Below are 19,750 nucleotides of genomic sequence, written 5' to 3'. Positions count from 1 at the left end.
GAGCTCTTCACACCACGGCCGTGCGCGCATTGCTGATGCAAAAGAACACCGATGCATTACTTTTCGACCGACGACGTAATTCTTTGTCGACACTCGACCGTAATATTGATTGCTGTTGAGTTGCAGGGATCTTGGGCGGGCTCTCCATAGAATTTCTTGATGCTACCGTGTCAAGGCCCATACCCCTGAGACTGAGGTAGCGCTTCATGCTTCGCCGACTTTTCGTCCGCTCACACCGGCGGGAACTGACGTCATCGCGTCAGTCATCACGCCAGTCTCGTCAGAGACTGAAGAGTGGTGCCGCCGTCTCGGCAGTGGCTCTGATCGCTGCCGCACTCGGCACGGCAACACTTCCAGCACCCCCGGCCGAAGCCATTCACGGCAATTCTGCCGGGGGGTCAGGAAAATTCAGTCAGGTGATCGACTGGATCGACTGGACCGAGATGACCAACACCGTGGCGGGCAGAGGCGCGACCATCCTTCCTGATGGAAGCACCGGCGTGGTCTGGTCGACTCCGACACAGGTCTCCGGCAATATGTGGCGCACCAGTCGTTGCACCGTGTCCAACGTGCGGACCACTGCTGTAGGGAGAAAAGAGTCGGGTCTACCCACGGATCGGGGTCTGAGTATCGGATACAAACCGGGTAGCTGGAGAGGAGATGGCCTGCCTCATCTTTATAATGACGGCACGAACTACACGGCCGGGGCTGCCAAAAGTCCCTACGTGACCTCATCCAACCTCCCCCTGGGTATTGCCAACCTGCAGGACTCCTCAACCCACCAGTTCCAGGTCGAATGCAGTTCCTACCTCGTCACCTCCGCCTCCAAACCCGCGAAGAGCCAATTGGAAAGTCTCCCCAATAAGGTGGAGGTTCCCATGGAGGGCATGGTTTTCGCCGATGCGGAGTCCTCGAGCTGGCACAACCCGCACGGCCAGAAGGAGTACATCTCTGTTTCGCCGCTTCCCTACGCCTCCAACCAGGACATTTCCTTCCGTCTGTTGGAGAGCGCCCGGACAGAAGGGTGCAAGACGAGTTCCTGGGTGGGAAAAGTTAACGTCTCCACACCTTTCGGCTACAGGTCGGGCTTGAAGTTCCGCCCGGACAACGCCGAGTGCAGCTCGTTCTTCAACCCGGGTTATGGCCCCTCCTCGGTCATGCTTCTGAGCAACACCCGCAGTGGCTACGTTGAGATCCACGGAGGCGGTAAGGGCGCCGTCGCCCTCGGCATCGTCTCCTACATGGACTACGGCGACGCACCTGAGAGCTACGGCACCGCCGGCAGCGTGTTCCAGCCCGCATGGAACGGCGGGGAGCTGTCTGACAGCGGACAGCTCAACATCGCCCGCGGTACGACACCGTACGAGGGCGACCCCGGCGATTGGTACAACCTGAGTCAGGCCGCTGATCAAGAGCACGTGGCCACCACCAATTCCGCCGTCGTGCGCCTGGGCTCCCTGACGGACCACAACAGCAGCATCCCTTACACCACTGACGCCTCAGGCGACGACAGTGATGACATTGATGACGAGGACGCCCTCCCTGCTGATTGGGACCGCGTCATCTGGACCGACATCGGCAAGAAGTGGAGCCAGGAGATCACCTGCTCGGGCAACCAGACCAAGGTTGCCGGCTGGGTGGACTGGAACCGGGACGGCACCTTCTCTGCCGGCGAGCGCTCCGAGGTGACCTCCTGCTCCAGCACCGGCACGGCCACCCTGACCTGGACCGTCCCCCAGGACGCCAAGCGGAGCACCATCAACGGGAACGGCGCCGCCACCTTCATGCGTCTGCGCATCACCGGCAACCTGGCCAACGGTCAGGCAGCTGAGGACCCTCAGCCCACCGGTATCGCACTCAACGGCGAAGTCGAGGACCACCAGGTGCAGGTCCAGCTGCCCAGCCTGAGCATGGTCAAGCAGGTGGATAACACCGCGGCCGGGCCCCTGGGCCTGTCCGCCAACGACTGGACGCTCACCGCCTCTCCCAAGAGCGGTAAAACGGCCTCCGGAGCCGGCGGCTTCGACGCCGCTTACCTGCCCCAGGGCAAGACGGTTCTCTCCGAGTCCTCGTCGTCGCCCAAGGCCGCCGGGTACAAGGCCACCGTCACCTGCGTACCACACCCGAAATCAGATATCAGGATTCCGACGTCGACCGTCGACGCCGCCTCGAAGACCCTGGACCTGGCCACCGGCGAGTGGATGCAGTGCACGATGGTCAACACGGCACTGCCCGGACAGGTCATCTGGAGCAAGGTCGACGAGGCCGGCAAGCCTCTGGCAGGGACCATGTTCACACTGGCCTCGACATCACTGAACGGCGGCCAGAAGGAAGTGGCCGACTGCGTCGTCACCGGCGGCCAGGCCACCTGCCCCAACGGCTCGGCGGACCAAGACCCTCGTGCCGGGTTCTTCAGGGTCTCCGGGCTGACCTGGGGCGAGTACTCCCTCACCGAGACCCAGGCGCCGACCGGCTATCACCTCTCTGAGACCACCCTGACCAAGACCCTGGACGGATCAGCGCCCGCTGCCGGTAAGGACGACAACACCCCCACCCTCGACCTGGGGCAGGTCGTCAACACCCGGATCAAGGGGTCGGCCACCTGGACCAAGACCGATGAGCGCGGCAACGCCATCAAGGGCGCCCAGTGGTCGCTGATTCCCCTTGACTCCGACGGAAGGCCCCAGCCGGACCGGGCCCGCACCATCACCGACTGCGTGGGCACCTGCGCCCAGGGCGGCCTGGACACCGATGCGAACCCCGGGGTCTTCAAACTGGTGGACCTGGAATACGGCTCCTACCAGCTCATTGAGACCAAGGCGCCGACTGGCTACGTCCTGGACGCCACCCCCCGCACCATCACCATCTCCACTCAGGGCCAGGTCGCAGCGCTGGGCAATATTTCCAACCGCAAGTCGGCGGTTCCCGCCATCCCCTTCACTGGAGGAAGCGCAGCTGACACCTTCCTCATCGGTGGAGGGGCGGTGCTGGGGATCACCGCACTGGTCGTGACGATCCAGGCGTACCGACGCCGTCGAGGCGGTATGGACTGACAAGGGGCCCACGAGGGAGTGATCCTCCCAGCGGATGAGCGCGGCTGACGGGCTGCTGGTGCTTCGGCATCGGCAGCCCGTCAGTCGTTCCCGCACCCGCCAACTTTGTTTTCAATATCGATACTGATACTGTTCGGGCATGGCCTCCTCCGCACTGCTGCACCCGGTTCGTCTGCGCATCGTCCAGACACTGCTCGCCGACGGCGACCTCACACCTCATCAGCTTCAGGCACGTCTTGCCGACGTCCCCATCGCGACGCTCTATCGGCACATCAACCATCTCGCCTCGCACGGACTCATCGAGGTGGCCCAGGAGCGTCAGATCCGGGGGACCAGTGAGAAGACCTATCGAGTCGCACCTGGAATGGCCAACCCGACCCCACAGGACCTCGACTCCTTGAGTCGCGAGGAGCTCATGACGGTGTTCACCGTCTTCACCACCGGACTCATCGGCGACTTCGCCGCATACATCCGCGATGGCGATCGCCCTGATCTCACCGAGGACCGGGTGAACTTCACCCAGGCCAGCTTCTGGGCGACTCAGGCGGAGGTCGATGCGTTTCTCAACACCGTCTCCCGAGCTCTGCGAGACCTGATGGGGAATCAGCCCGGAGACGACCGGCGGCGTCGAACGCTGACCACGGTCCTGATCCCACGGCCTGACGGCGAGCAGAGCGACTGACCACCACCAGGACCCTCCCCACTCACCCCTCACCGAGAAAGCGAGCTTCACCGTGAACGCTCCTGGCCATCCGTCCATCTGGATCCCCGTCATCGTCCTGATCACCATCGTGATCGTGGCATGCCTGATCGATATCGTCAGACGCTCCCACGTCAAGCACCTGCCCAAGGCGGCCTGGGCTCTCATCGTGGTGCTCGTCGTCCCCCTCGGAGCGGTCGCCTACCTGGCCCTGGGACGGGGCAGGGGAACAACGCTGAGCGACGGAGACCTGTGATGCCTCCCGGCACCGCTCTTCATGTCAGCCACCTGAGCAGGGTCTTCGCCAATGGAGCCGGTATCCATGACATCTGTCTGGAGGCCCAGGACCAGTCGGTCACGGCGGTCATCGGACCCAACGGGGCCGGCAAGACGGTCCTGTTCAGCGTGATCGCCGGCCTGTGCCCGGCCGATGAGGGCGACATCGAGGTCGCCCCTGGCCGGACGGTGGCCTACTGCCCGGATGTTCCTCAGTTCGAGTCATGGTTGACGGCAACCGAGATCGTGGAGACCTCGTTGGCACTATCAGGCACCTCCGGCGACATCGGTGTCCTCGAGGCGCTGGATCAGTGCGGGCTGACCCGCGTAGCCCACCGACGGGTCGCCGACTTCTCGAGAGGGATGCTGCAGCGCCTGGGGATCGCGGCAGCACTCGTTCTGGACCCGGGTCTGCTGATCCTGGACGAACCCAACAGCGCCCTGGATCCCGTCGGCCGCGCCGACGTGCGCCGCCTCATCCAGGAGCAGAAGCAGCATCGGTGCATTCTCCTGTCCAGCCATCTGCTCAGTGAGGTCGAGCAGCTGGCCGACCATGTCATCGTCATCAGTGAGGGACGCGTCATTTCCCAGGGCACGACGGCGGATCTCCTCACTTCGGGTCGCGAGCCCTCCTGGACCCTCAGGTTCCTTCACCCCTACGAGCCCGGCGAGCAGGCACATCTGACCACGAGGCTGAGTCAGGCGTTCCCCAGTGGTTCCTTCACCACACCGACCACAACCACCTGCACGGTCCGGTTTCCGAGCCTCGACATGGGGACGGCCCTGCTTCCCCGGGTCATGGAGCAGGTGGACGTCCCCACGCTCGAGGTGACGCTGACGGGCCGCGACCTCGACGCGTCCTTCGCCCACCTTGTCACCAGACAGGAGTTCTGATGTCCACCCCGCTTCGATCGCCCACGGCCTCCGTCACCAGGACCTCCATCACGAGCTCTCTCATAGTCGAGCTGCGCCGGCTCGCGCGCTCCGGCCTCGGTCTCGGGGTACTCGTGGCCTTCGCCTTCTTCGGCCTGTCCAGTCCGGCACTCGCGATCTACATGCCTGAGATTCTCGGCGCCGCAGCGAGCAGCGACCAGCTCACGATCTCGGCCTCACAGGCCACACCGGCCGATGCCGTCTCGCTGTTCAACCAGTCCGCCATGCAGCTGGGTCTCATTGTGACGGTCGCAGTGGCGATCACCTCAGTCGGTTGGGACACGCGCCCGGGCTCCTCGATCTTCTACCGGACCCGGGTGCGCCGGTTGAGCACCGTGCTGCTTCCGCGTCTGGCCGTCGACTGGCTCATCGCATGGGCAACGTACTCGTGCGGCCTGCTCCTCACCGTCATCGTGACTGCCGGTGCGATCGGACGTCCCCCTTTTGCCATGGTGGTCAGGACGTGGGCGGCCTGTGGACTCTACATCGTCATGGCGATGAGTATCGGCCACCTGCTTGCGGCAGGTCTGCGTCGAACGACGACGGCGATTGCCCTGACCACCCTCCTGGTCCTCGTCCTGCCGGTGATGAACCAGGTGCCGGGAACGTCCCGTCGGCTTCCCACCGCGCTGCTCCTGCCGACGGGGCCGCATACGATGCCGGTGATCGCGGCCCTGGTCGTCATCGCACTGTGCTGCGCCGGAAGCGTCCTCATCGCCGGACGACAGACGCTCAGGCGCGATGCCTGACGGGACTCGTGGGTCAGGACGATCTTGATGGGTGGCAGACACCTCGGTGTCTGCCACCCATCTGCGTGCCCCCTCGGTGCGGATGCCTCACAGGAGCGGCAGGAGGATGTCGGTGACAGCGTCGACAGGCGGGGTGGTTGCCGGGTCGGTGAGGTACTCCTCGATGATCGGATGATCTCGCGGCTCCTCGCCCGAGCCCGGCAGCCACTGACCGTAGAGCCACAGGTAGGCGGCATGCATCGAGGAGTAGGGGCCGATGTAGCGCATAATCGCGTACCGGCCGGCCGGCACCACCCTCTCTGCAAGATCGTGGGGAATCTTCGTACTGGGGTCGACGACGGTTCCAGCCGCCGAGCGCAGATCAGCCGGGGGAACGGCGTCGGGATCGTCCTCATAGATGGCAACCATCAGACTCCCGGAGCCCACACGGTCTCTGACTCGGCTGAAGGCCCGGCCGATATCCATATAGGAACCACGGTGCTCGGATACGGCAAGTCGATAGCCGCGGCGAGTCTCCACGCGCACCGCCCACCCCGGGTCCTGACTCACCGACGACGTCGATCCTGAACCACAACTCGTCACTGGTGAGTCGATCGATGCCGGGCGTCCACCGATGCGGAATCGGCTGGGAGTCGTCCTATATGCGCGGAGAAAGGCTCGACTGAACACTTCGGTGCCGGTGAACCCGGCTTTCCAGGCGATCCGTTCCACCGGCCACGAGGTCTCTGTGAGCATGGCGGCAGCCCGCTCCAGACGGAGACGGCGTACGGTCTGAGCGGCCGTATCCCCGCGCACCGCCCGGTAGATGCGGTGCCAGTGATAGCGGGAGAACCCGGAGACGTGAGCGAGGGTCTCCAGACTGAGGTCCTCGTCAAGATGCGCATAGATGTAGTCGGTGACAACGTCGAGCTGGCGTTGGTACTGCTCAGCCCTCATGTGTCCGAAAGGACCCCAATGGACAGGTGAATCGAGCCATCCGGAGCGTAGTACTCGTAGTCGGCACGATAGTCACGGGTCAGGTCCTTGCGGGCCCAGACATCCACCCACGCGTCATAGACACTCTCCGGCCGAGCATCAGCCAGCGTGACGATGTCGTAAGTGGAGTTCGGGATCGTGACAGTCACCTGGCCAGGGGGAACCGGACCTCCGGCCTCGATGCGTCTGCCGATGACGAGGGTGTAGACGCCGTCGACATCGTCGCCGGGAGTCTCGTAGTCGGTATAGACCGCATAGATGCCGGGGCCGACACCGGGCTTCTCGGGTACGAGGAGCCCGGCGTCGGCAGCGGCCCGCCAGTGAGGAGGAATGGTACGGGCCGCCTCTCGGTTCGATGTCCGAAGAGGCAGGCCAACGACGTCGAAGGAACCAATCGTTTCTCTCATGCGCACCATGATGCTCATATGGCGCCCGGAGCTCACCGACGATTCTTGCGGACCTAAACAGGTCGTCAGTCCTGCGAGTGGGTCAGGACGATCTTGCCGGTGGTGGTTCCTGCGCGCACCGCGGCGACGGCCTGCGCGGCCTCCTGGATCGGGAGCCGGTCGGTGACGTGGACACGGAGCTCTCCGGAGGCCACGAGCTCCACCGCACGCCTCAGGTGGCGTCCGACGAGCGCCGGGCTCACCCGGCTGAAGGCCCCGAGGTTGAAGCCGATGACGCCGATGCCTCGCAGCCACAGCGACGTGGTGCTCACCTGCTGTTCCTGAGCCTGGGAGGCGTCCCCCAGCGCGAGGAGGCGTCCTCCCGTGCGCAGCAGGTCGAGGCTGCGCAGCCTGGCCGGGCCCGCCACCGGGTCGGCGACGACGTCGAACTGGGCGGGTTCGGCGTCATCGAGCTCCTCGGTCAGCCAGGCCTCGTCATAGCCCAGGTCCAGGATCTCCTGGCGCTTGGCCTCGCTGCGGGTGACGCCGACGACGCGGCCCGCACCGAGCAGCCGGGCCACCTGGCCCATCTGTGAGCCGAGGCCACCGGCGGCGGCATGGACCAGCACGCTCTCACCGCGGCGCAGGTGGGCGATCTCCTCCAGGGCGACGAGCGCCGTCGTCGAGTTGGCCGGAACTGCCGCGGCCAGCACCGGATCCAGACCCGCGGGCAGAGACGTCACGAGCTCGGCGGGCGCCACGGCGACCTGCCCGTAACCGCCACCTCCGGTGATGGTCAGAGCGACGACGGCATCCCCGACCCGGTAGCCATCCACCCCGTCGCCGAGAGCGCGGACGCGGCCGCTCACCTCCAGCCCGGGGGTCCAAGGCAGGTCGATGGGCACAAGACCCTCGGTGAAGAGCGCCTCGACGTAGCCGACGCCGGCATGATCCACATCCACCGCGATCTGGCCCGGTCCGGGCTCGGGAGTGGGGGCCTCCTGGTAGCGCAGCCCGGACAAGGGGCCATCGAAGCTGACGATCTGCATGGCCTTCATATCAGGCACCTTTCTATATCAGTCATCAACACTGTATCAGATACCTGATACTAGGCAAGAGGCGACCCCTTGGTGATCCGTGGAGACAGTGCGGGCCTTGCGCCTGCGAAAACAATGTTCAGCGTTGACTCGGCCGCTACTCGGCGCTGAGGTCGTCCCGCAGGAGGGCGGTGACCCGTCCGAGCATCTCGGTGAGCTGCTCTCGCTCCCTGGAGGTGAAGGCCTCAGCCATGCGTTGCTCGATGCCTCGCGCGGCCTCGTCGGCGCGCAGTACCAGGGCCTCACCCTCGGGCGTGAGTGAGGTGATGAGGACCTTGGCGTGGTCGGAGGAGGGGTGCCGGGTGACGAGTCGCTTCTGCTCCAACTTGGCGATGACGGTGGCCATCGTCTGCGGGGTGACCGCGGCGGCCCTGGCCAGCTGGGCCGAGGACTGTTGGGGCACGTAGTACAGGGAGAGCATGGCGGCGTACTGGGCCACTGTGAGGCCGAAGCTCCTCAAGGCCTCGGTCTTAGCGGCCATCATGGCCTGCTCCGCCGACTTGATGTGCAGACCCAGTCGCACCCCGGTGTCCTCGACGAGCTCGCGACGTCCTCGCCTCGGGGGCGGAATGTCAACGGTGCGGCTCACGGTGCTCATCCTAGGAGGCACCGTCATCGGGGAAGAAGATCTCCTCGATGGTCAGTCCGAAGACGCGTGCAATGGTGAAGGCCAGGGGCAGGGAGGGGTCGTAGCGACCGGCCTCCAGGGCGTTGACCGTCTGGCGGGAGACCCCCAGCTCCTCGGCGAGTCGGGCCTGAGTCCAGCTGCGCTGGGCGCGCAGCACCTTGAGATCGTTCCTCACCGGTACCGCCAGGTGGACCACAGCATCCCGATACCGAAGAAGAAGGCCCATACAGCACTGACCCATATGAGACTGACTCGAGGAGCCCCCACCTCCTCCAAGAGGCTGTAGGCGATCGAAGTGATCACCGTTCCTGCTGCAGAGACCACGAGCGCTTCCATCACCTTCCGCGCCTGCATCTCATCCGCCTCCCAGGCTAATCGCACCATTGCCCACGCACAGACGACAACACCAACCATGGGAAGCAGTGCCAGGGCGAATCGCAGTGGGTCGTCCTCCATGGATCGGGCCCATCGCAGGCCGACCAGAACTCCAACGGAGTAAAGAATGGCGCCGACACTGAATCGGATGGAGTAGGCGATACCCGCCTTACGCTCAATGGTCATGGCTGCCTTCCGTCGGTGGAGACAATGAAGCGGATCGGTTGCCGGTGATCATCCGGATCAACCCTGACCACAACAAGAATTATAAAGTAACCTTGTCATTGAGTCAAGGTCGCTTTCCTTCTCGACGGTGTTCTCCCGGCCGTCGTGTCGTCACCAGGTACGCGCCGCCCAGCGCCGCGCCGGTGATAACCGGGAAGGCGGGGATCACCCATCGATGGGGTCGCACCTCGACCCCATGGGCTCGCAGCGCCCGCTTCGCCAGGATCCAGAAGGGCAGGACGACCGGCAGCGCCGTCGCCACCCCCGGGGTGTAGCGACGGGCAAGAGCCGCTGTGGCCAGGTGGCTGAAGGTGTGCATGCCGTAGCCGTAGAGCGCGGCCTGATAGAAGGGCGAGCGTCCACGGGTGCGGTAGCCGTCCATGGAAGCGGCAGCCATGAGGACCCCCATGAGACCGATCCCCAGGTAGACGTGCTCACGCGAGCAGCCGTGACGCCGGATGTCCTCGGGCAGGAAGGGGATCGCGTCGAAGGCCGGGTGCGTCCAGCCGGGCATCGTGGCCAACTCCTCGAGGTCATGCACCAGCCACGAGAAGAACAGCCCCCCGGTCGCCAGTGAAACAGAATCCATCGCAGTCACCTCCGATACCGACAGTACCTGAGAAATAATCCCCGAGGCGGACCACCATCATGGCCCATCTCGGGGAGCAGAGAGTATAGAAATCAGTGGTGGAGCCAACGGGACTCGAACCCGTAACCCCCTGCTTGCAAAGCAGGTGCGCTACCAATTGCGCCATGGCCCCTCAGGGAGCGTCATCACCAGTTCCGTCAGCTGCTAGTCGACGGGGTCGGTGACCTCGGCCCACGCGGCCCGCTCCATGCGGGCCGCCTCGAACCTGAGCCACGCGGCATAACCCGCGGCGGCCAGGAACGAAAAGACCGCGGCTGATACGACTGCACGGTTCCTCATGAAACCTCCTCATCGTCTCACCGCGGACGGTGGGCCTAGCTGGACTCGAACCAGCGACCTCATCCTTATCAGGGATGCGCTCTAACCAACTGAGCTATAGGCCCTTGCGACCGGAGAAGATTAACCTGCCCGGCCATGACAGACCAAATCCGATCACTCGTCCGCAAGCGTGAGATGGATCCCACCAACGAGGGTGGCGGTGATGTTGTAGAGAAAGGCGCCCAATGTGGTCAGAGCGGTCATCAGCACGATATCCACCACGGCGATAATTGTGGAGACGGCCAGGGCTCGCGGCAGCTCGAGGTAGGCCACGATCGCGGAGAAGGTGTTGGAGCGTTCACCGGCGACCGTCTTGACGAGCTCCTCGATGGTGGAGAAGACGTGCATGGCGTCGAGCATGAACCACACGACCGCCGTGGCGACGATGAGCATGATGCCCGCGGCGAAGCTGAGCAGGAAGCTCGCCTTCATCACCGACCAGGGATCGACCCGGGTCAGGGCCAGACGCACACGGCGAGGCCCGGCAATGGTCTTCTTGCTCTTCTTGCTCTTGCCGCCCGACGCACTGCCGGAGGCATCCGCGCCACCCACAATGGATGCGGCACCTGCGGACTGCCCACCGTCAGGGGACATGGAAACCGGCTGGCTCATGCTTCGACCTCACTCTCGTTGTCTTCCAACGCTACCGTGTCCTCCGCTGAGTCCGCAGGAGAGTCGCCAGTGTCACCTTCTTGGGTCGCATCGGCCCGGGCCTGACCGGTGGAGTCCGCAGACTCGGCGCTCGGGGCGCTATCGGCGGCATCGACCGCCTCCTCCATGTCCCGTTCAGTGTTGCGTGCCACCGCGATGATGCGGTCTCCGGCGTCGGGCTTGGCGAAAGTCACGCCCTGTGTGGTTCGCCCGGTACGCGAGACCTCGACGACGGCGGAGCGGACCACCTTGCCCGAGGCCATGATGCACAGCACCTCATCACCCGAGTCGGTCACCAGGGCGCCCACGAGGTTGCCTCGTGCCTCAACGAGGTTGGCGACCTTGACGCCCAGGCCGCCGCGGCCCTTGACGGGGTAGTCGACGACATTGGTGCGCTTGGCGTAGCCGCCCTCGGTGACGACGAAAAGGTCGGCATCCTGCCACGAGGGGTCGACGACGTCCATGGCCAGCAGGTAGTCGTCCTCGCGGAACCGCATGCCGGTGACTCCGCTGGTGGCCCGGCCCGTGGGGCGCAGGGTGTCGTCGTCGGCGTGGAATCGCAGGGACTGGCCGGCGTGGGAGACCAGTAGGAGGTCCTGTCCGCTGCTCAGGAGCCGGGCGGAGACGAGCTCGTCGTAGTTGCCGTCCTCGTCCTGGCGCAGGTTGATGGCGATGACGCCGCCGGAGCGGTTGGAGTTGTACTCGCTCAGGCGGGTCTTCTTCACCAGGCCGCGGCGGGTGGCCAGGACCAGGTAGTCGGCCTGGTCGTAGTCCTGGAGCTCCATGACCTGGGCGATCTCCTCGCCGGGCTGGAAGGCCAGGAGGTTGGCCACGTGCTGGCCCTTGGAGTCGCGCCCGCCCTCCGGCAGCTCGTAGCCCTTGGCACGGTAGACGCGGCCGTAGTTGGTGAAGAACAGCAGCCAGCGGTGCGTCGTGGTGACGAAGAAGTGGTCGACGACGTCGTCCTCGCGCAACGTGGCCCCGCGGATGCCCTTGCCGCCGCGGTGCTGGGAGCGGTAGGAGTCGGTGCGGGTGCGCTTGGCGTAGCCGGATCGGGTGATGGTGACGACCACGTCCTCCTCGGGGATGAGGTCCTCCATGCTCATCTCCCCGTCGAAGGGCACGATCCGGGTGCGGCGCTCGTCGCCGTACTTCTCGACGATCTCGGCGAGCTCGTCGGAGACGATGCCCCGCTGGCGCTCCGGGGAGGCGATGATCTCGCGCAGGTCCTTGACGCGGGCGCGCAGCTCGTCGGACTCCTCCTGGATCTTGAGGCGCTCCAGGGCGGCCAGACGACGCAGCTGGAGGGAGAGGATGGCCTCGGCCTGGGCCTCGTCGACGTCCAGCAGACCCATGAGGCCGGTGCGGGCCTCCTCAGTGGTGGGTGAGCGCCGGATGAGGGCGATGACGGCGTCGAGGGCGTCGATCGCCTTGAGCAGGCCCTCGAGGATGTGGAGGCGCTCCTCGGCCTTGCGCAGGCGGAAGCGGGAGCGGCGCACGATGACGTCGATCTGGTGGCTCACCCAGTGACGCACGAACCCGTCCAGGCTCAGGGTGCGCGGCACCCCGTCGACCAGGGCGAGCATGTTGGCCGGGAAGTTGTCCTGGAGCTGGGTGCGCTTGTAGAGGTTGTTGAGGACCACCTTGGCGACGGCGTCGCGCTTGAGGACGATGACGAGTCGCTGACCGGTGCGCCCGGAGGTCTCGTCACGGATGTCGGCGATGCCGGTGACCTGGCCGTCGCGCACGAGCTGGGCGATCTTGTCGGCCAGGTTGTCGGGGTTGACCTGGTAGGGCAGCTCGGTGACCACGAGGCACTGGCGCCCCTGAATCTCCTCGACATTGACCACGGCCCGCTGGGTGATGGATCCGCGGCCGGTGCGGTAGGCGTCCTCGATGCCCCGCCGGCCCAGGATGGTCGCGCCGGTGGGGAAGTCGGGTCCGGGGATCCGCTCGATGAGGGCGTCGAGCAGCTCCTCGCGCGAGGCGTCGGGGTGCTCGAGGTACCACTGGGCTCCGCGGGCGACCTCGCGCAGATTGTGCGGCGGGATGCGGGTGGCCATGCCCACGGCGATGCCCTCGGAGCCGTTGACCAGGAGGTTGGGGAACCGGGCCGGCAGGATGACCGGCTCCTGGTTGCGTCCGTCGTAGTTGTCCTGGAAGTCGACGCTGTCCTCGTCGATGTCCCGGAGCATCTCCATGGCCAGGGGCGCCATCTTGCACTCGGTGTACCGGGGGGCGGCGGGCCCCAGGTTGCCGGGTGTGCCGAAGTTCCCCTGGCCGGCCACCAGCGGGTAGCGCAGCGACCACCACTGGACCAGACGGGCCAGGGCGTCGTAGATGGCGCTGTCGCCGTGGGGGTGGTAGGTCCCCATGACGTCGCCGACGACGCGGGAGGACTTGGAGAAGGAGGCGGTGGGGCGGTAGCCGCCGTCGTACATGGCGTACAGGACGCGGCGGTGGACCGGTTTGAGCCCGTCGCGCACGTCGGGCAGGGCCCGGCCCACGATGACGCTCATCGCGTAGTCGAGGTAGGAGCGCTGCATCTCCATCTGGAGGTCGACCGGCTGGATGCGCTCGGGGGCGGCCACGTTCGTCGCTCCCTCGTCGCCGATGATCTCTTCAACTTCGTCGCTCACAGGATTCCTTCGTGTTCAGAGGATGTCGCCGGCAGCGGGCCGGCGGTTCACGTGTCACTCGGTGCCGCTCAGATGTCCAGGAAGCGGACGTCGGAGGCGTTGCGCTGGATGAAGGAGCGCCGCTGCTCGACGTCGTCGCCCATGAGGATCGCGAAGGTCTCGTCGGCGTCGGCCGCCTCATCGAGCGTGACCTGCTTGAGGATCCGGGTCGTGGGGTCCATGGTCGTCTCCCACAGCTCGTGGTCGTTCATCTCGCCCAGACCCTTGTAGCGCTGGATCCCGCCGTCCTTGGGCAGACGGCGGCCCTTCTCCTGTCCGGCGGCCAGGAGCTTGTCGCGCTCGGCGTCGGAGTAGGCGAACTCGTGCTCGGCGTTGGACCACTTGAGCCGGTAGAGCGGCGGCATGGCGATGTAGGTGTGGCCGTGCTCGATGAGGGGCCGCATGTAGCGGAACAGGAGGGTCAGCAGGAGGGTGGCGATGTGCTGGCCGTCGACGTCGGCGTCGGCCATGATGACGATCTTGCCGTAGCGCAGCTTGGTGATGTCGAAGTCCTCACCGATACCGGTACCGAAGGCCGTGATGAGGCTGCGGATCGTGTCGGAGGACAGGGCCCGGTCCAGGCGAGCCTTCTCCACGTTGAGGATCTTGCCGCGGATCGGCATGATCGCCTGGTGCTCGGGGTCGCGGCCGCCGACGGCGGAGCCGCCGGCCGAGTCGCCCTCGACGATGAAGATCTCGGAGTCCGCGGCGTTCTTCGAGGAGCAGTCGCGCAGCTTGCCCGGCATGGAGGCGGACTCCAGGACGCCCTTGCGGCGGGTGGCCTCGCGGGCCTTGCGGGCGGCCAGGCGCGCGGCAGCGGCCTGGGAGGCCTTGGTGATGATGGCACGGGCGTCGCTCGGGTGGGAGTCCAGCCAGTCGCCGAGCTGGCCGTAGACCGTCTGCTGGACGAAGGTGCGCGCCTCGGTGTTGCCGAGCTTGGTCTTGGTCTGCCCCTCGAACTGCGGCTCGGAGAGCTTGACGGAGATGACGGCCGTCAGCCCCTCACGGATGTCGTCACCGGTGAGGTTGTCGTCGCGCTCCTTGAGCAGGCCCTTGTCCCGGGCGTACTTGTTGACCAGGGTGGTCAGCGCCGTGCGGAAGCCCTCCTCGTGGGTACCGCCCTCGGTGGTGTTGATCGTGTTGGCGTAGGTGTGGACCGACTCGGAGTAGGCGCTGGTCCACTGCATGGCGATCTCCAGGCTGATGGAGTGGTTCTCGCCCAGGGACTGCTCGGCCTCGAAGTCGATGATCTCGGGGTGGATGAGCTCGGCCTTCTTGGACTTGTTGAGGAAGGCGACGTAGTCGCGCAGGCCGTGCTCGTAGCAGTAGGAGTCGGTGCGGAAGCCGACCTCGGGGGCGTCGGGGGCGGAGTCGTCCCCGGCGATCTCGTCGCCGGCGTCCTGGACGCCGATGCGCTCGTCGGTCAGGGTGATGCGCAGGCCCTTGTTGAGGAAGGCCATCTGCTGGAACCGACGACGCAGCGTCTCGTAGTCGAAGTCGACCGTCTCGAAGATGCTCGGGTCCGGGTAGAAGGTCTGGGTGGTTCCGGTGGACTCGGTGGTCTCGCCCTTGACGAGCTCGGTGATGGGGCGGCCGCCGTCGGCGAAGGACATGCGCCACACGAATCCCTGCCGGTGGACCTCGGTGTCCACCCGGGTGGACAGGGCGTTGACCACGGAGATGCCCACGCCGTGCAGACCGCCGGAGACCGCGTAGCCGCCGCCTCCGAACTTGCCTCCGGCGTGCAGGATCGTCATGACGACCTCGACGGTGGGCTTGTGCTCGGTGGGGTGCTCGTCGACCGGGATGCCGCGGCCGTTGTCGCTGACGCGCACGCCGCCATCGGCCAGGATGGTGACCTCGATGTGGTCGCAGTAACCGGCCAGGGCCTCGTCGACGGAGTTGTCGACGACCTCGTAGACGAGGTGGTGCAGGCCCCGCTCACCGGTGGAACCGATGTACATGCCGGGGCGCTTCCGGACCGCTTCGAGCCCTTCGAGGACGGTGATGTCCGAGGCTCCGTAATCGTGATTCACAGTGGCGTCCTGGTCAGACACGTGTCAGTTGCTCCTCAATCTGTGCGCATCGGGACCTCAGTGGTCCGATGTCTCCGTCCGGCCCCTTCACACGACGATCCTGAGGAGGATCGTGCGCACACGTAGGTGGGTACATCAGGACGGTCCTGGGCGCACCTTGGGCGGTTTCACCGCATTCTAGCGTAGACGGGCCCGTGAACCGCTGCACCGTGAGCAGCTGGGAGCGTGCCCGTGGTCACCTCTGTCTCACGCGGATCACCGCGTCGCCCGGTGCCCGGCATCCGCCCCGTGATTTTCCGACGACGACGGCCCCGACCGGCGCGTTGACGATGATACCCGCGGTCCCACTACCCGTAGGTATCGCGCGGACCACGGGTGCCGCGCAGGCCGACACCCCGACGCTTCCAGGAGGGACCGGCCGGCCCCAGGATCCGCAGCTCCACCCCGTCGCCGGTGCTGATTCCTCCGGCCTGGCGACCGCCGGGCCCTGAGCGCAGGGCCTCAACGATCCTGGCCTCGATGGTGGGCTGGAGGAGTCGAAGCTGCTGGGCCCAGCTCGACGACGAGGCGCGCAGAGTGATGCGTCCGGCGTCGAAGGACTCGATGGTGCAGTGCTCGGCGACCTGATCGCCCACGATGGTCCGCCACCGGGCGACGACGCCGGCCACCGCGAGCTTTCCGGCCCAGCCGTTGTCGGCCACCATGCGGCGCAGCTCGCGTTGCCCGGTGCGGGGATCGAAGGGGGTGGGGCCGGGCCGGTCGCGTCCCCGTGCCAGTCCCGGGCCCCGGTCGGCCGGGTCGTCCGGGTTCTGGCCCAGTGCCCGGGCCAGCTCGCGGCGCTGGTCCCAGGGCGCCGCCTGCTGCACGTCGTTGCTCCCGGAACCACCCGCCGGTTCGCGCAGCCTGCGGGCCGGGACGCGACTGGCTCCCTTCTCCCAGGCCTGGGCGCGCTGACGGGTCAGGGCGCGCTGGGCCAGGACATCGGGAAGCGGGCCGTCGCCGGTGGGCGGGGAGGACTCAGCCATGGGTGACCTCACCGTCGGCCACGCGGTACCGGGCACCGGCGAGCTCGGCGGGGACGTCGTCGTCGACGGCGGCGGTCAGCAGGACCTGCTGGGCTCCGGCGACCATCTGGGCCAGAGCGCGGCGGCGCTGCTCGTCGAGGGAGGCGAAGACGTCGTCGAGAATGAGTACCGGCTCGCCGTCGCCCCCGTAGGCGTCGACGTCGGTACGCAGCATGTCGTAGGAGGCCAGACGCAGCGCGAGGGCCAGGGACCACTGCTCGCCGTGGGAGGCGAATCCGCGGGCGGGCAGGCCGGTGAGGAACAGGGAGAGATCGTCACGGTGCGCCCCGACGAGGTTCGCGCCGCGGTCGATCTCGCGGGCGTGGAGCTCGCCCATGGCGCTCTCCAGGCGCGTGGCGAGGGCGGTCTCATCGAGAAGCGTCTCCTCTCCGGCGAGCCAGGCCGACTCGTCGTGAGGGTCGGGCTCCGGGGATCCCTCGTGGGTCAGCAGGCTCGCGCGGTAGGCGATCTGAGCACGGGAACGCTGCCCGCAGGCCCCGGAGACGGTCTCGTAGGCGGAGGCGACCCAGGGGCGCAGGCGCCGAACGACGTCGACACGCGCGGCGATGAGCCGGGCGGCTGCCGCGGCGAGCTGGGCGTCCCAGATCTCCAGGGTGGAGAGCATGGAGGCGGTTGATGAGCGGGCCGCGCGCGCGGACTTCAGGAGGCTGGCGCGCTGGGCGAGGATCTTGTCGTGCTCGGCGCGCACCCCGGCCAGGCCCGGGCGCAGCGTGACCACCAGGTCGTCGAGGAACCCCCGGCGGACCCCGGGCTCGGCGCGCACCAGGGAGAGGTCCTCGGGGGCGAAGACGACCGCGCGCAGCACCCCGAGCAGGTCGCGGGGCCGACAGCTGCCCCGGTTGAGACGGGCCCGGTTCGCCTTGCCGGCGATGATCTCGATCTCCAGGACACTGGGTCTTTCCCCATGGACGGCCCGGGCGCGCACGACGGCGCCGGCCGGCTGGGCATGACCCGGTGCCGCCCGTCGGACGAGGGCGGTGTCCGCACCGATCCGGTGGGAGGAGAGCGTCGCCAGGTAGACGATGGCCTCGACCAGGTTGGTCTTGCCCTGCCCGTTGGGGCCGACGAAGGCACTGGGGCCGGGCTCCAGGGACAGCACCAGGCTGCGGTAGGAGCGGAAGTCGTCCAGGGAGAGGTCAGAGACGTACATGCACCGTCGGGTCTCAGGCTCCGAAACGGATCGGCATGAGCAGGTAGCGGAAGGAGGAGTCCTCGGTGCCCCCGATGGAGTCCATGCCCGTGAGCACCGCGGGCTTCGAGGCATGGGTGAAGTCGAGGCGGACGTAGGGCTGGTTGAGGGCGCCCAGGCCGTCGAGGAGGTAACCGGGGTTGAAGGCGGTGGAGATGTCATCGCCCTCGAGGTGGGCGACGAGCTGCTCGGTGGCCTGGGCGTCGTCGCCCTGTCCGGCGTCGAGCTCCAGGTTGCCCTGGGTGAAGGACATGTGGATGGGAGTGGAGCGGTCGGCGACGAGGCTGACGCGGCGCACGGCCGCCATGAGCTCGTCGGTGCCCACGGTGGCGTGGATCGAGGTGGACTCCGGGAAGAGCCGGCGCACCGGCGGGTAGTCGCCGTCGGTGAGCAGGGAGGTGGTGCGCCTGCCCCCGGCCTCGAAACCGATGAGGCTGGAGGACGCCGACTCGCTGCTGAGGGCCACGGTCACGTCACCCGAGGAGGTCAGGGACTTGGCGACGTCGGAGAGGGTGCGGGCCTTGAGCAGGGCCGTGGTTGACAGCTCGGTGTTGGCCGGCGACCAGGTCAGCTCCCGCATGGCCAGGCGGTAGCGGTCGGTGGCCATGAGCACCAGCGAACTGCCCTCGACCTCGATCTGGACACTGGTGAGCAGGGGCAGGGTGTCGTCACGGGAGGCGGCGATGGAGACCTGGCCGACGGCGCGGGCCAGGTCGTGGGCGTCGATCGTTCCGGCGACGGCGGGCATGACCGGCAGCGCCGGATAGTCGTCAGCGGCCATGGCCGCCAGGGAGAAGCGGGCCGATCCGCAGGAGACGGCCACCTTGTTGCCGTCCACCTCCAGGTCGACGGGCTTGTTCGGCAGCGCCTTGGCGATATCGGCCAGGAGTCGTCCTGAGACGAGGACGACGCCGTCCTCCTCGACGTCGGCGGCCACCTCGCAGTGGGCCGAGACCTCGTAGTCGAAGGAGGCCAGGACCAGGCTGGAGCCCTTGGCCTCCAGCCGTACCCCGGCCAGCACGGGCACCGGCGGGCGGGCGGGCACGGAACGTGCAGTCCAGGTGACGGCTTCGGCGAGGATGTCTCGGTCAACCCTGAGCTTCACGGTAGGTGCCTCCGTCAATCGTGGTCAGTCGGTCGGTAGGCGTCATGGCACTACTGAGCCGAAGAGGAAACGTGGGTGCCGGCGGGTCGCCGGCGGATCGTCGTCATCGGAGCCGCGTCGCTGGGAACGCAGTCCTGGTCGAGAGTGTAGACGGTAGTCCGTGGGAGTCACCCTGTCACCAGCGATCACTCATGCTCATCCCATGAGCCTCCCTGAATGACAAGCGCCCGGGGTCCGGTCGGGCCTCGTTGGCCGATCATGCTTCGCGATTCATGTCATTTGGGTTTGTAGGTGTAGTAGCACGTGTGGATGCTGGGGATAACAGGATCTTTCGCCGTCATGACGCCAATGGCGTTGGGGAACGACACGTGGGTGGTTCTGGTGAGCGGACAGGGGTGTCGGTGGAGAGGCTGAATGACATGCATGTCATTCCACAGTGGTACTGCCGTACCTCCACAGCGACACGCTCGCTCCTCCACGTGCCGTCCTCAGCATCGTCCACAGCAGTGGTTGACGTGGTCCGGTGAAGGCACTCTTGGCAACCATCCGCGCCGCTCGTTCCTCGCGGCGCTCCCGCCAGTCCCGTCCACGCCTTCGAGCACCTTCACCGGACCACATCTGTCAGTCGCGTGAATGATGTGT

19 protein-coding genes and 2 tRNA genes are annotated in these 19,750 nt (G+C 66.6%); 5 read left to right on the top strand and 16 right to left on the bottom strand.

Annotated features, from left to right (window positions below; genetic code table 11):
* Positions 1 to 416 precede the first annotated feature (416 nt).
* The 5 genes from BKH28_RS06105 to BKH28_RS06085 all read left to right on the top strand — a co-directional run bounded on the left by BKH28_RS06105 (position 417) and on the right by BKH28_RS06085 (position 5,711).
* Positions 417 to 3,053, top strand: a complete 2,637-nt coding sequence (locus BKH28_RS06105; RefSeq protein WP_075417952.1) for a CshA/CshB family fibrillar adhesin-related protein — start codon at positions 417 to 419, stop codon at positions 3,051 to 3,053.
* A 139-nt stretch (positions 3,054 to 3,192) separates the two neighbouring features.
* Positions 3,193 to 3,735, top strand: a complete 543-nt coding sequence (locus BKH28_RS06100; RefSeq protein WP_075417951.1) for a helix-turn-helix domain-containing protein — start codon at positions 3,193 to 3,195, stop codon at positions 3,733 to 3,735.
* Between the two features lie 52 nt (positions 3,736 to 3,787).
* Positions 3,788 to 4,009 carry a PLD nuclease N-terminal domain-containing protein gene (locus BKH28_RS06095; RefSeq protein WP_075417950.1) on the top strand — a complete coding sequence of 74 codons (222 nt, stop codon included), beginning with the start codon at positions 3,788 to 3,790 and terminating at the stop codon, positions 4,007 to 4,009.
* A complete protein-coding gene (locus BKH28_RS06090) occupies positions 4,009 to 4,923 on the top strand; it encodes an ABC transporter ATP-binding protein (RefSeq protein ID WP_075417949.1) in 915 nt (304 codons plus the stop codon). The genes BKH28_RS06095 and BKH28_RS06090 overlap by 1 nt, the downstream gene beginning before the upstream one ends.
* A complete protein-coding gene (locus BKH28_RS06085; protein ID WP_075417948.1) occupies positions 4,923 to 5,711 on the top strand; it encodes an ABC transporter in 789 nt (262 codons plus the stop codon). The genes BKH28_RS06090 and BKH28_RS06085 overlap by 1 nt, the downstream gene beginning before the upstream one ends.
* 87 nt (positions 5,712 to 5,798) lie before the next feature.
* On the opposite strand, the gene BKH28_RS06080 is transcribed toward BKH28_RS06085, so the two are convergent.
* From BKH28_RS06080 to dnaN, 16 genes are all read right to left on the bottom strand, one after another.
* Entirely contained in the window at positions 5,799 to 6,647 is an 849-nt protein-coding gene (locus tag BKH28_RS06080; RefSeq protein WP_075417947.1) for an AraC family transcriptional regulator, read from the bottom strand.
* Complete coding sequence (locus BKH28_RS06075) at positions 6,644 to 7,093, bottom strand: GyrI-like domain-containing protein (RefSeq protein ID WP_075417973.1); 450 nt, start codon at positions 7,091 to 7,093, stop codon at positions 6,644 to 6,646. Before BKH28_RS06075 ends, BKH28_RS06080 begins: the two co-directional genes overlap by 4 nt.
* A gap of 65 nt (positions 7,094 to 7,158) precedes the next feature.
* The gene (locus tag BKH28_RS06070) at positions 7,159 to 8,130 is read right to left on the bottom strand and encodes a quinone oxidoreductase family protein (RefSeq protein ID WP_075417946.1); all 972 of its coding nucleotides are present in this window, start codon (positions 8,128 to 8,130) and stop codon (positions 7,159 to 7,161) included.
* A 136-nt stretch (positions 8,131 to 8,266) separates the two neighbouring features.
* Entirely contained in the window at positions 8,267 to 8,767 is a 501-nt protein-coding gene (locus tag BKH28_RS06065; RefSeq protein ID WP_075417945.1) for a MarR family winged helix-turn-helix transcriptional regulator, read from the bottom strand.
* A 1-nt stretch (position 8,768) separates the two neighbouring features.
* Positions 8,769 to 8,972, bottom strand: coding sequence for a helix-turn-helix transcriptional regulator (locus tag BKH28_RS06060; RefSeq protein ID WP_075417972.1), 204 nt, complete (start codon positions 8,970 to 8,972; stop codon positions 8,769 to 8,771).
* Entirely contained in the window at positions 8,969 to 9,358 is a 390-nt protein-coding gene (locus tag BKH28_RS06055) for a hypothetical protein (RefSeq protein ID WP_075417944.1), read from the bottom strand. Before BKH28_RS06055 ends, BKH28_RS06060 begins: the two co-directional genes overlap by 4 nt.
* Positions 9,359 to 9,461: 103 nt before the next feature.
* Entirely contained in the window at positions 9,462 to 9,986 is a 525-nt protein-coding gene (locus BKH28_RS06050; RefSeq protein ID WP_075417943.1) for an HXXEE domain-containing protein, read from the bottom strand.
* A gap of 96 nt (positions 9,987 to 10,082) precedes the next feature.
* Positions 10,083 to 10,158 (bottom strand) — tRNA-Ala (locus tag BKH28_RS06045).
* Between the two features lie 32 nt (positions 10,159 to 10,190).
* Complete coding sequence (locus BKH28_RS13620; RefSeq protein WP_009396342.1) at positions 10,191 to 10,325, bottom strand: DLW-39 family protein; 135 nt, start codon at positions 10,323 to 10,325, stop codon at positions 10,191 to 10,193.
* 30 nt (positions 10,326 to 10,355) lie between these two features.
* A tRNA-Ile gene (locus BKH28_RS06040) sits at positions 10,356 to 10,429 on the bottom strand.
* Between the two features lie 49 nt (positions 10,430 to 10,478).
* Positions 10,479 to 10,976, bottom strand: a complete 498-nt coding sequence (locus tag BKH28_RS06035) for a DUF3566 domain-containing protein (RefSeq protein WP_075417942.1) — start codon at positions 10,974 to 10,976, stop codon at positions 10,479 to 10,481.
* Complete coding sequence (gene gyrA, locus BKH28_RS06030; RefSeq protein WP_075417941.1) at positions 10,973 to 13,654, bottom strand: DNA gyrase subunit A; 2,682 nt, start codon at positions 13,652 to 13,654, stop codon at positions 10,973 to 10,975. Before gyrA ends, BKH28_RS06035 begins: the two co-directional genes overlap by 4 nt.
* Positions 13,655 to 13,722: 68 nt before the next feature.
* Positions 13,723 to 15,750 carry a DNA topoisomerase (ATP-hydrolyzing) subunit B gene (gyrB, locus tag BKH28_RS06025; RefSeq protein WP_075417940.1) on the bottom strand — a complete coding sequence of 676 codons (2,028 nt, stop codon included), beginning with the start codon at positions 15,748 to 15,750 and terminating at the stop codon, positions 13,723 to 13,725.
* Between the two features lie 326 nt (positions 15,751 to 16,076).
* Positions 16,077 to 16,754: a DciA family protein gene (locus BKH28_RS06020; protein WP_178388836.1), complete on the bottom strand. Its 678-nt coding sequence runs from the start codon at positions 16,752 to 16,754 to the stop codon at positions 16,077 to 16,079.
* The gene (recF, locus tag BKH28_RS06015; protein ID WP_075417939.1) at positions 16,747 to 17,964 is read right to left on the bottom strand and encodes a DNA replication/repair protein RecF; all 1,218 of its coding nucleotides are present in this window, start codon (positions 17,962 to 17,964) and stop codon (positions 16,747 to 16,749) included. The genes BKH28_RS06020 and recF overlap by 8 nt, the downstream gene beginning before the upstream one ends.
* A 13-nt stretch (positions 17,965 to 17,977) precedes the next feature.
* Entirely contained in the window at positions 17,978 to 19,108 is a 1,131-nt protein-coding gene (gene dnaN / locus BKH28_RS06010) for a DNA polymerase III subunit beta (protein ID WP_075417938.1), read from the bottom strand.
* Between the last annotated feature and the right edge of the window lie 642 nt (positions 19,109 to 19,750).

Origin of the sequence: Actinomyces oris (assembly GCF_001937665.1) — a bacterium.
In the GTDB taxonomy this organism is placed as follows: domain Bacteria; phylum Actinomycetota; class Actinomycetes; order Actinomycetales; family Actinomycetaceae; genus Actinomyces; species Actinomyces stomatis.
Note: the sequence above shows the minus strand (reverse complement) of the source record. Positions and strands in the feature narration are given on the sequence as shown.

Excerpts from the sequence above, each read along its gene's own strand:
- BKH28_RS06100 (WP_075417951.1), top strand. The coding sequence starts at position 3,193 with ATGGCCTCCTCCGCACTGCTGCACCCGGTTCGTCTGCGCATCGTCCAG.
- BKH28_RS06090 (WP_075417949.1), top strand. The coding sequence starts at position 4,009 with ATGCCTCCCGGCACCGCTCTTCATGTCAGCCACCTGAGCAGGGTCTTC.
- BKH28_RS06085 (WP_075417948.1), top strand. The coding sequence starts at position 4,923 with ATGTCCACCCCGCTTCGATCGCCCACGGCCTCCGTCACCAGGACCTCC.
- BKH28_RS06080 (WP_075417947.1), bottom strand. The coding sequence starts at position 6,647 with ATGAGGGCTGAGCAGTACCAACGCCAGCTCGACGTTGTCACCGACTAC.
- BKH28_RS06075 (WP_075417973.1), bottom strand. The coding sequence starts at position 7,093 with ATGAGAGAAACGATTGGTTCCTTCGACGTCGTTGGCCTGCCTCTTCGG.
- BKH28_RS06070 (WP_075417946.1), bottom strand. The coding sequence starts at position 8,130 with ATGAAGGCCATGCAGATCGTCAGCTTCGATGGCCCCTTGTCCGGGCTG.
- BKH28_RS06065 (WP_075417945.1), bottom strand. The coding sequence starts at position 8,767 with ATGAGCACCGTGAGCCGCACCGTTGACATTCCGCCCCCGAGGCGAGGA.
- BKH28_RS06055 (WP_075417944.1), bottom strand. The coding sequence starts at position 9,358 with ATGACCATTGAGCGTAAGGCGGGTATCGCCTACTCCATCCGATTCAGT.
- BKH28_RS06050 (WP_075417943.1), bottom strand. The coding sequence starts at position 9,986 with ATGGATTCTGTTTCACTGGCGACCGGGGGGCTGTTCTTCTCGTGGCTG.
- BKH28_RS13620 (WP_009396342.1), bottom strand. The coding sequence starts at position 10,325 with ATGAGGAACCGTGCAGTCGTATCAGCCGCGGTCTTTTCGTTCCTGGCC.
- BKH28_RS06035 (WP_075417942.1), bottom strand. The coding sequence starts at position 10,976 with ATGAGCCAGCCGGTTTCCATGTCCCCTGACGGTGGGCAGTCCGCAGGT.
- BKH28_RS06020 (WP_178388836.1), bottom strand. The coding sequence starts at position 16,754 with ATGGCTGAGTCCTCCCCGCCCACCGGCGACGGCCCGCTTCCCGATGTC.
- recF (WP_075417939.1), bottom strand. The coding sequence starts at position 17,964 with ATGTACGTCTCTGACCTCTCCCTGGACGACTTCCGCTCCTACCGCAGC.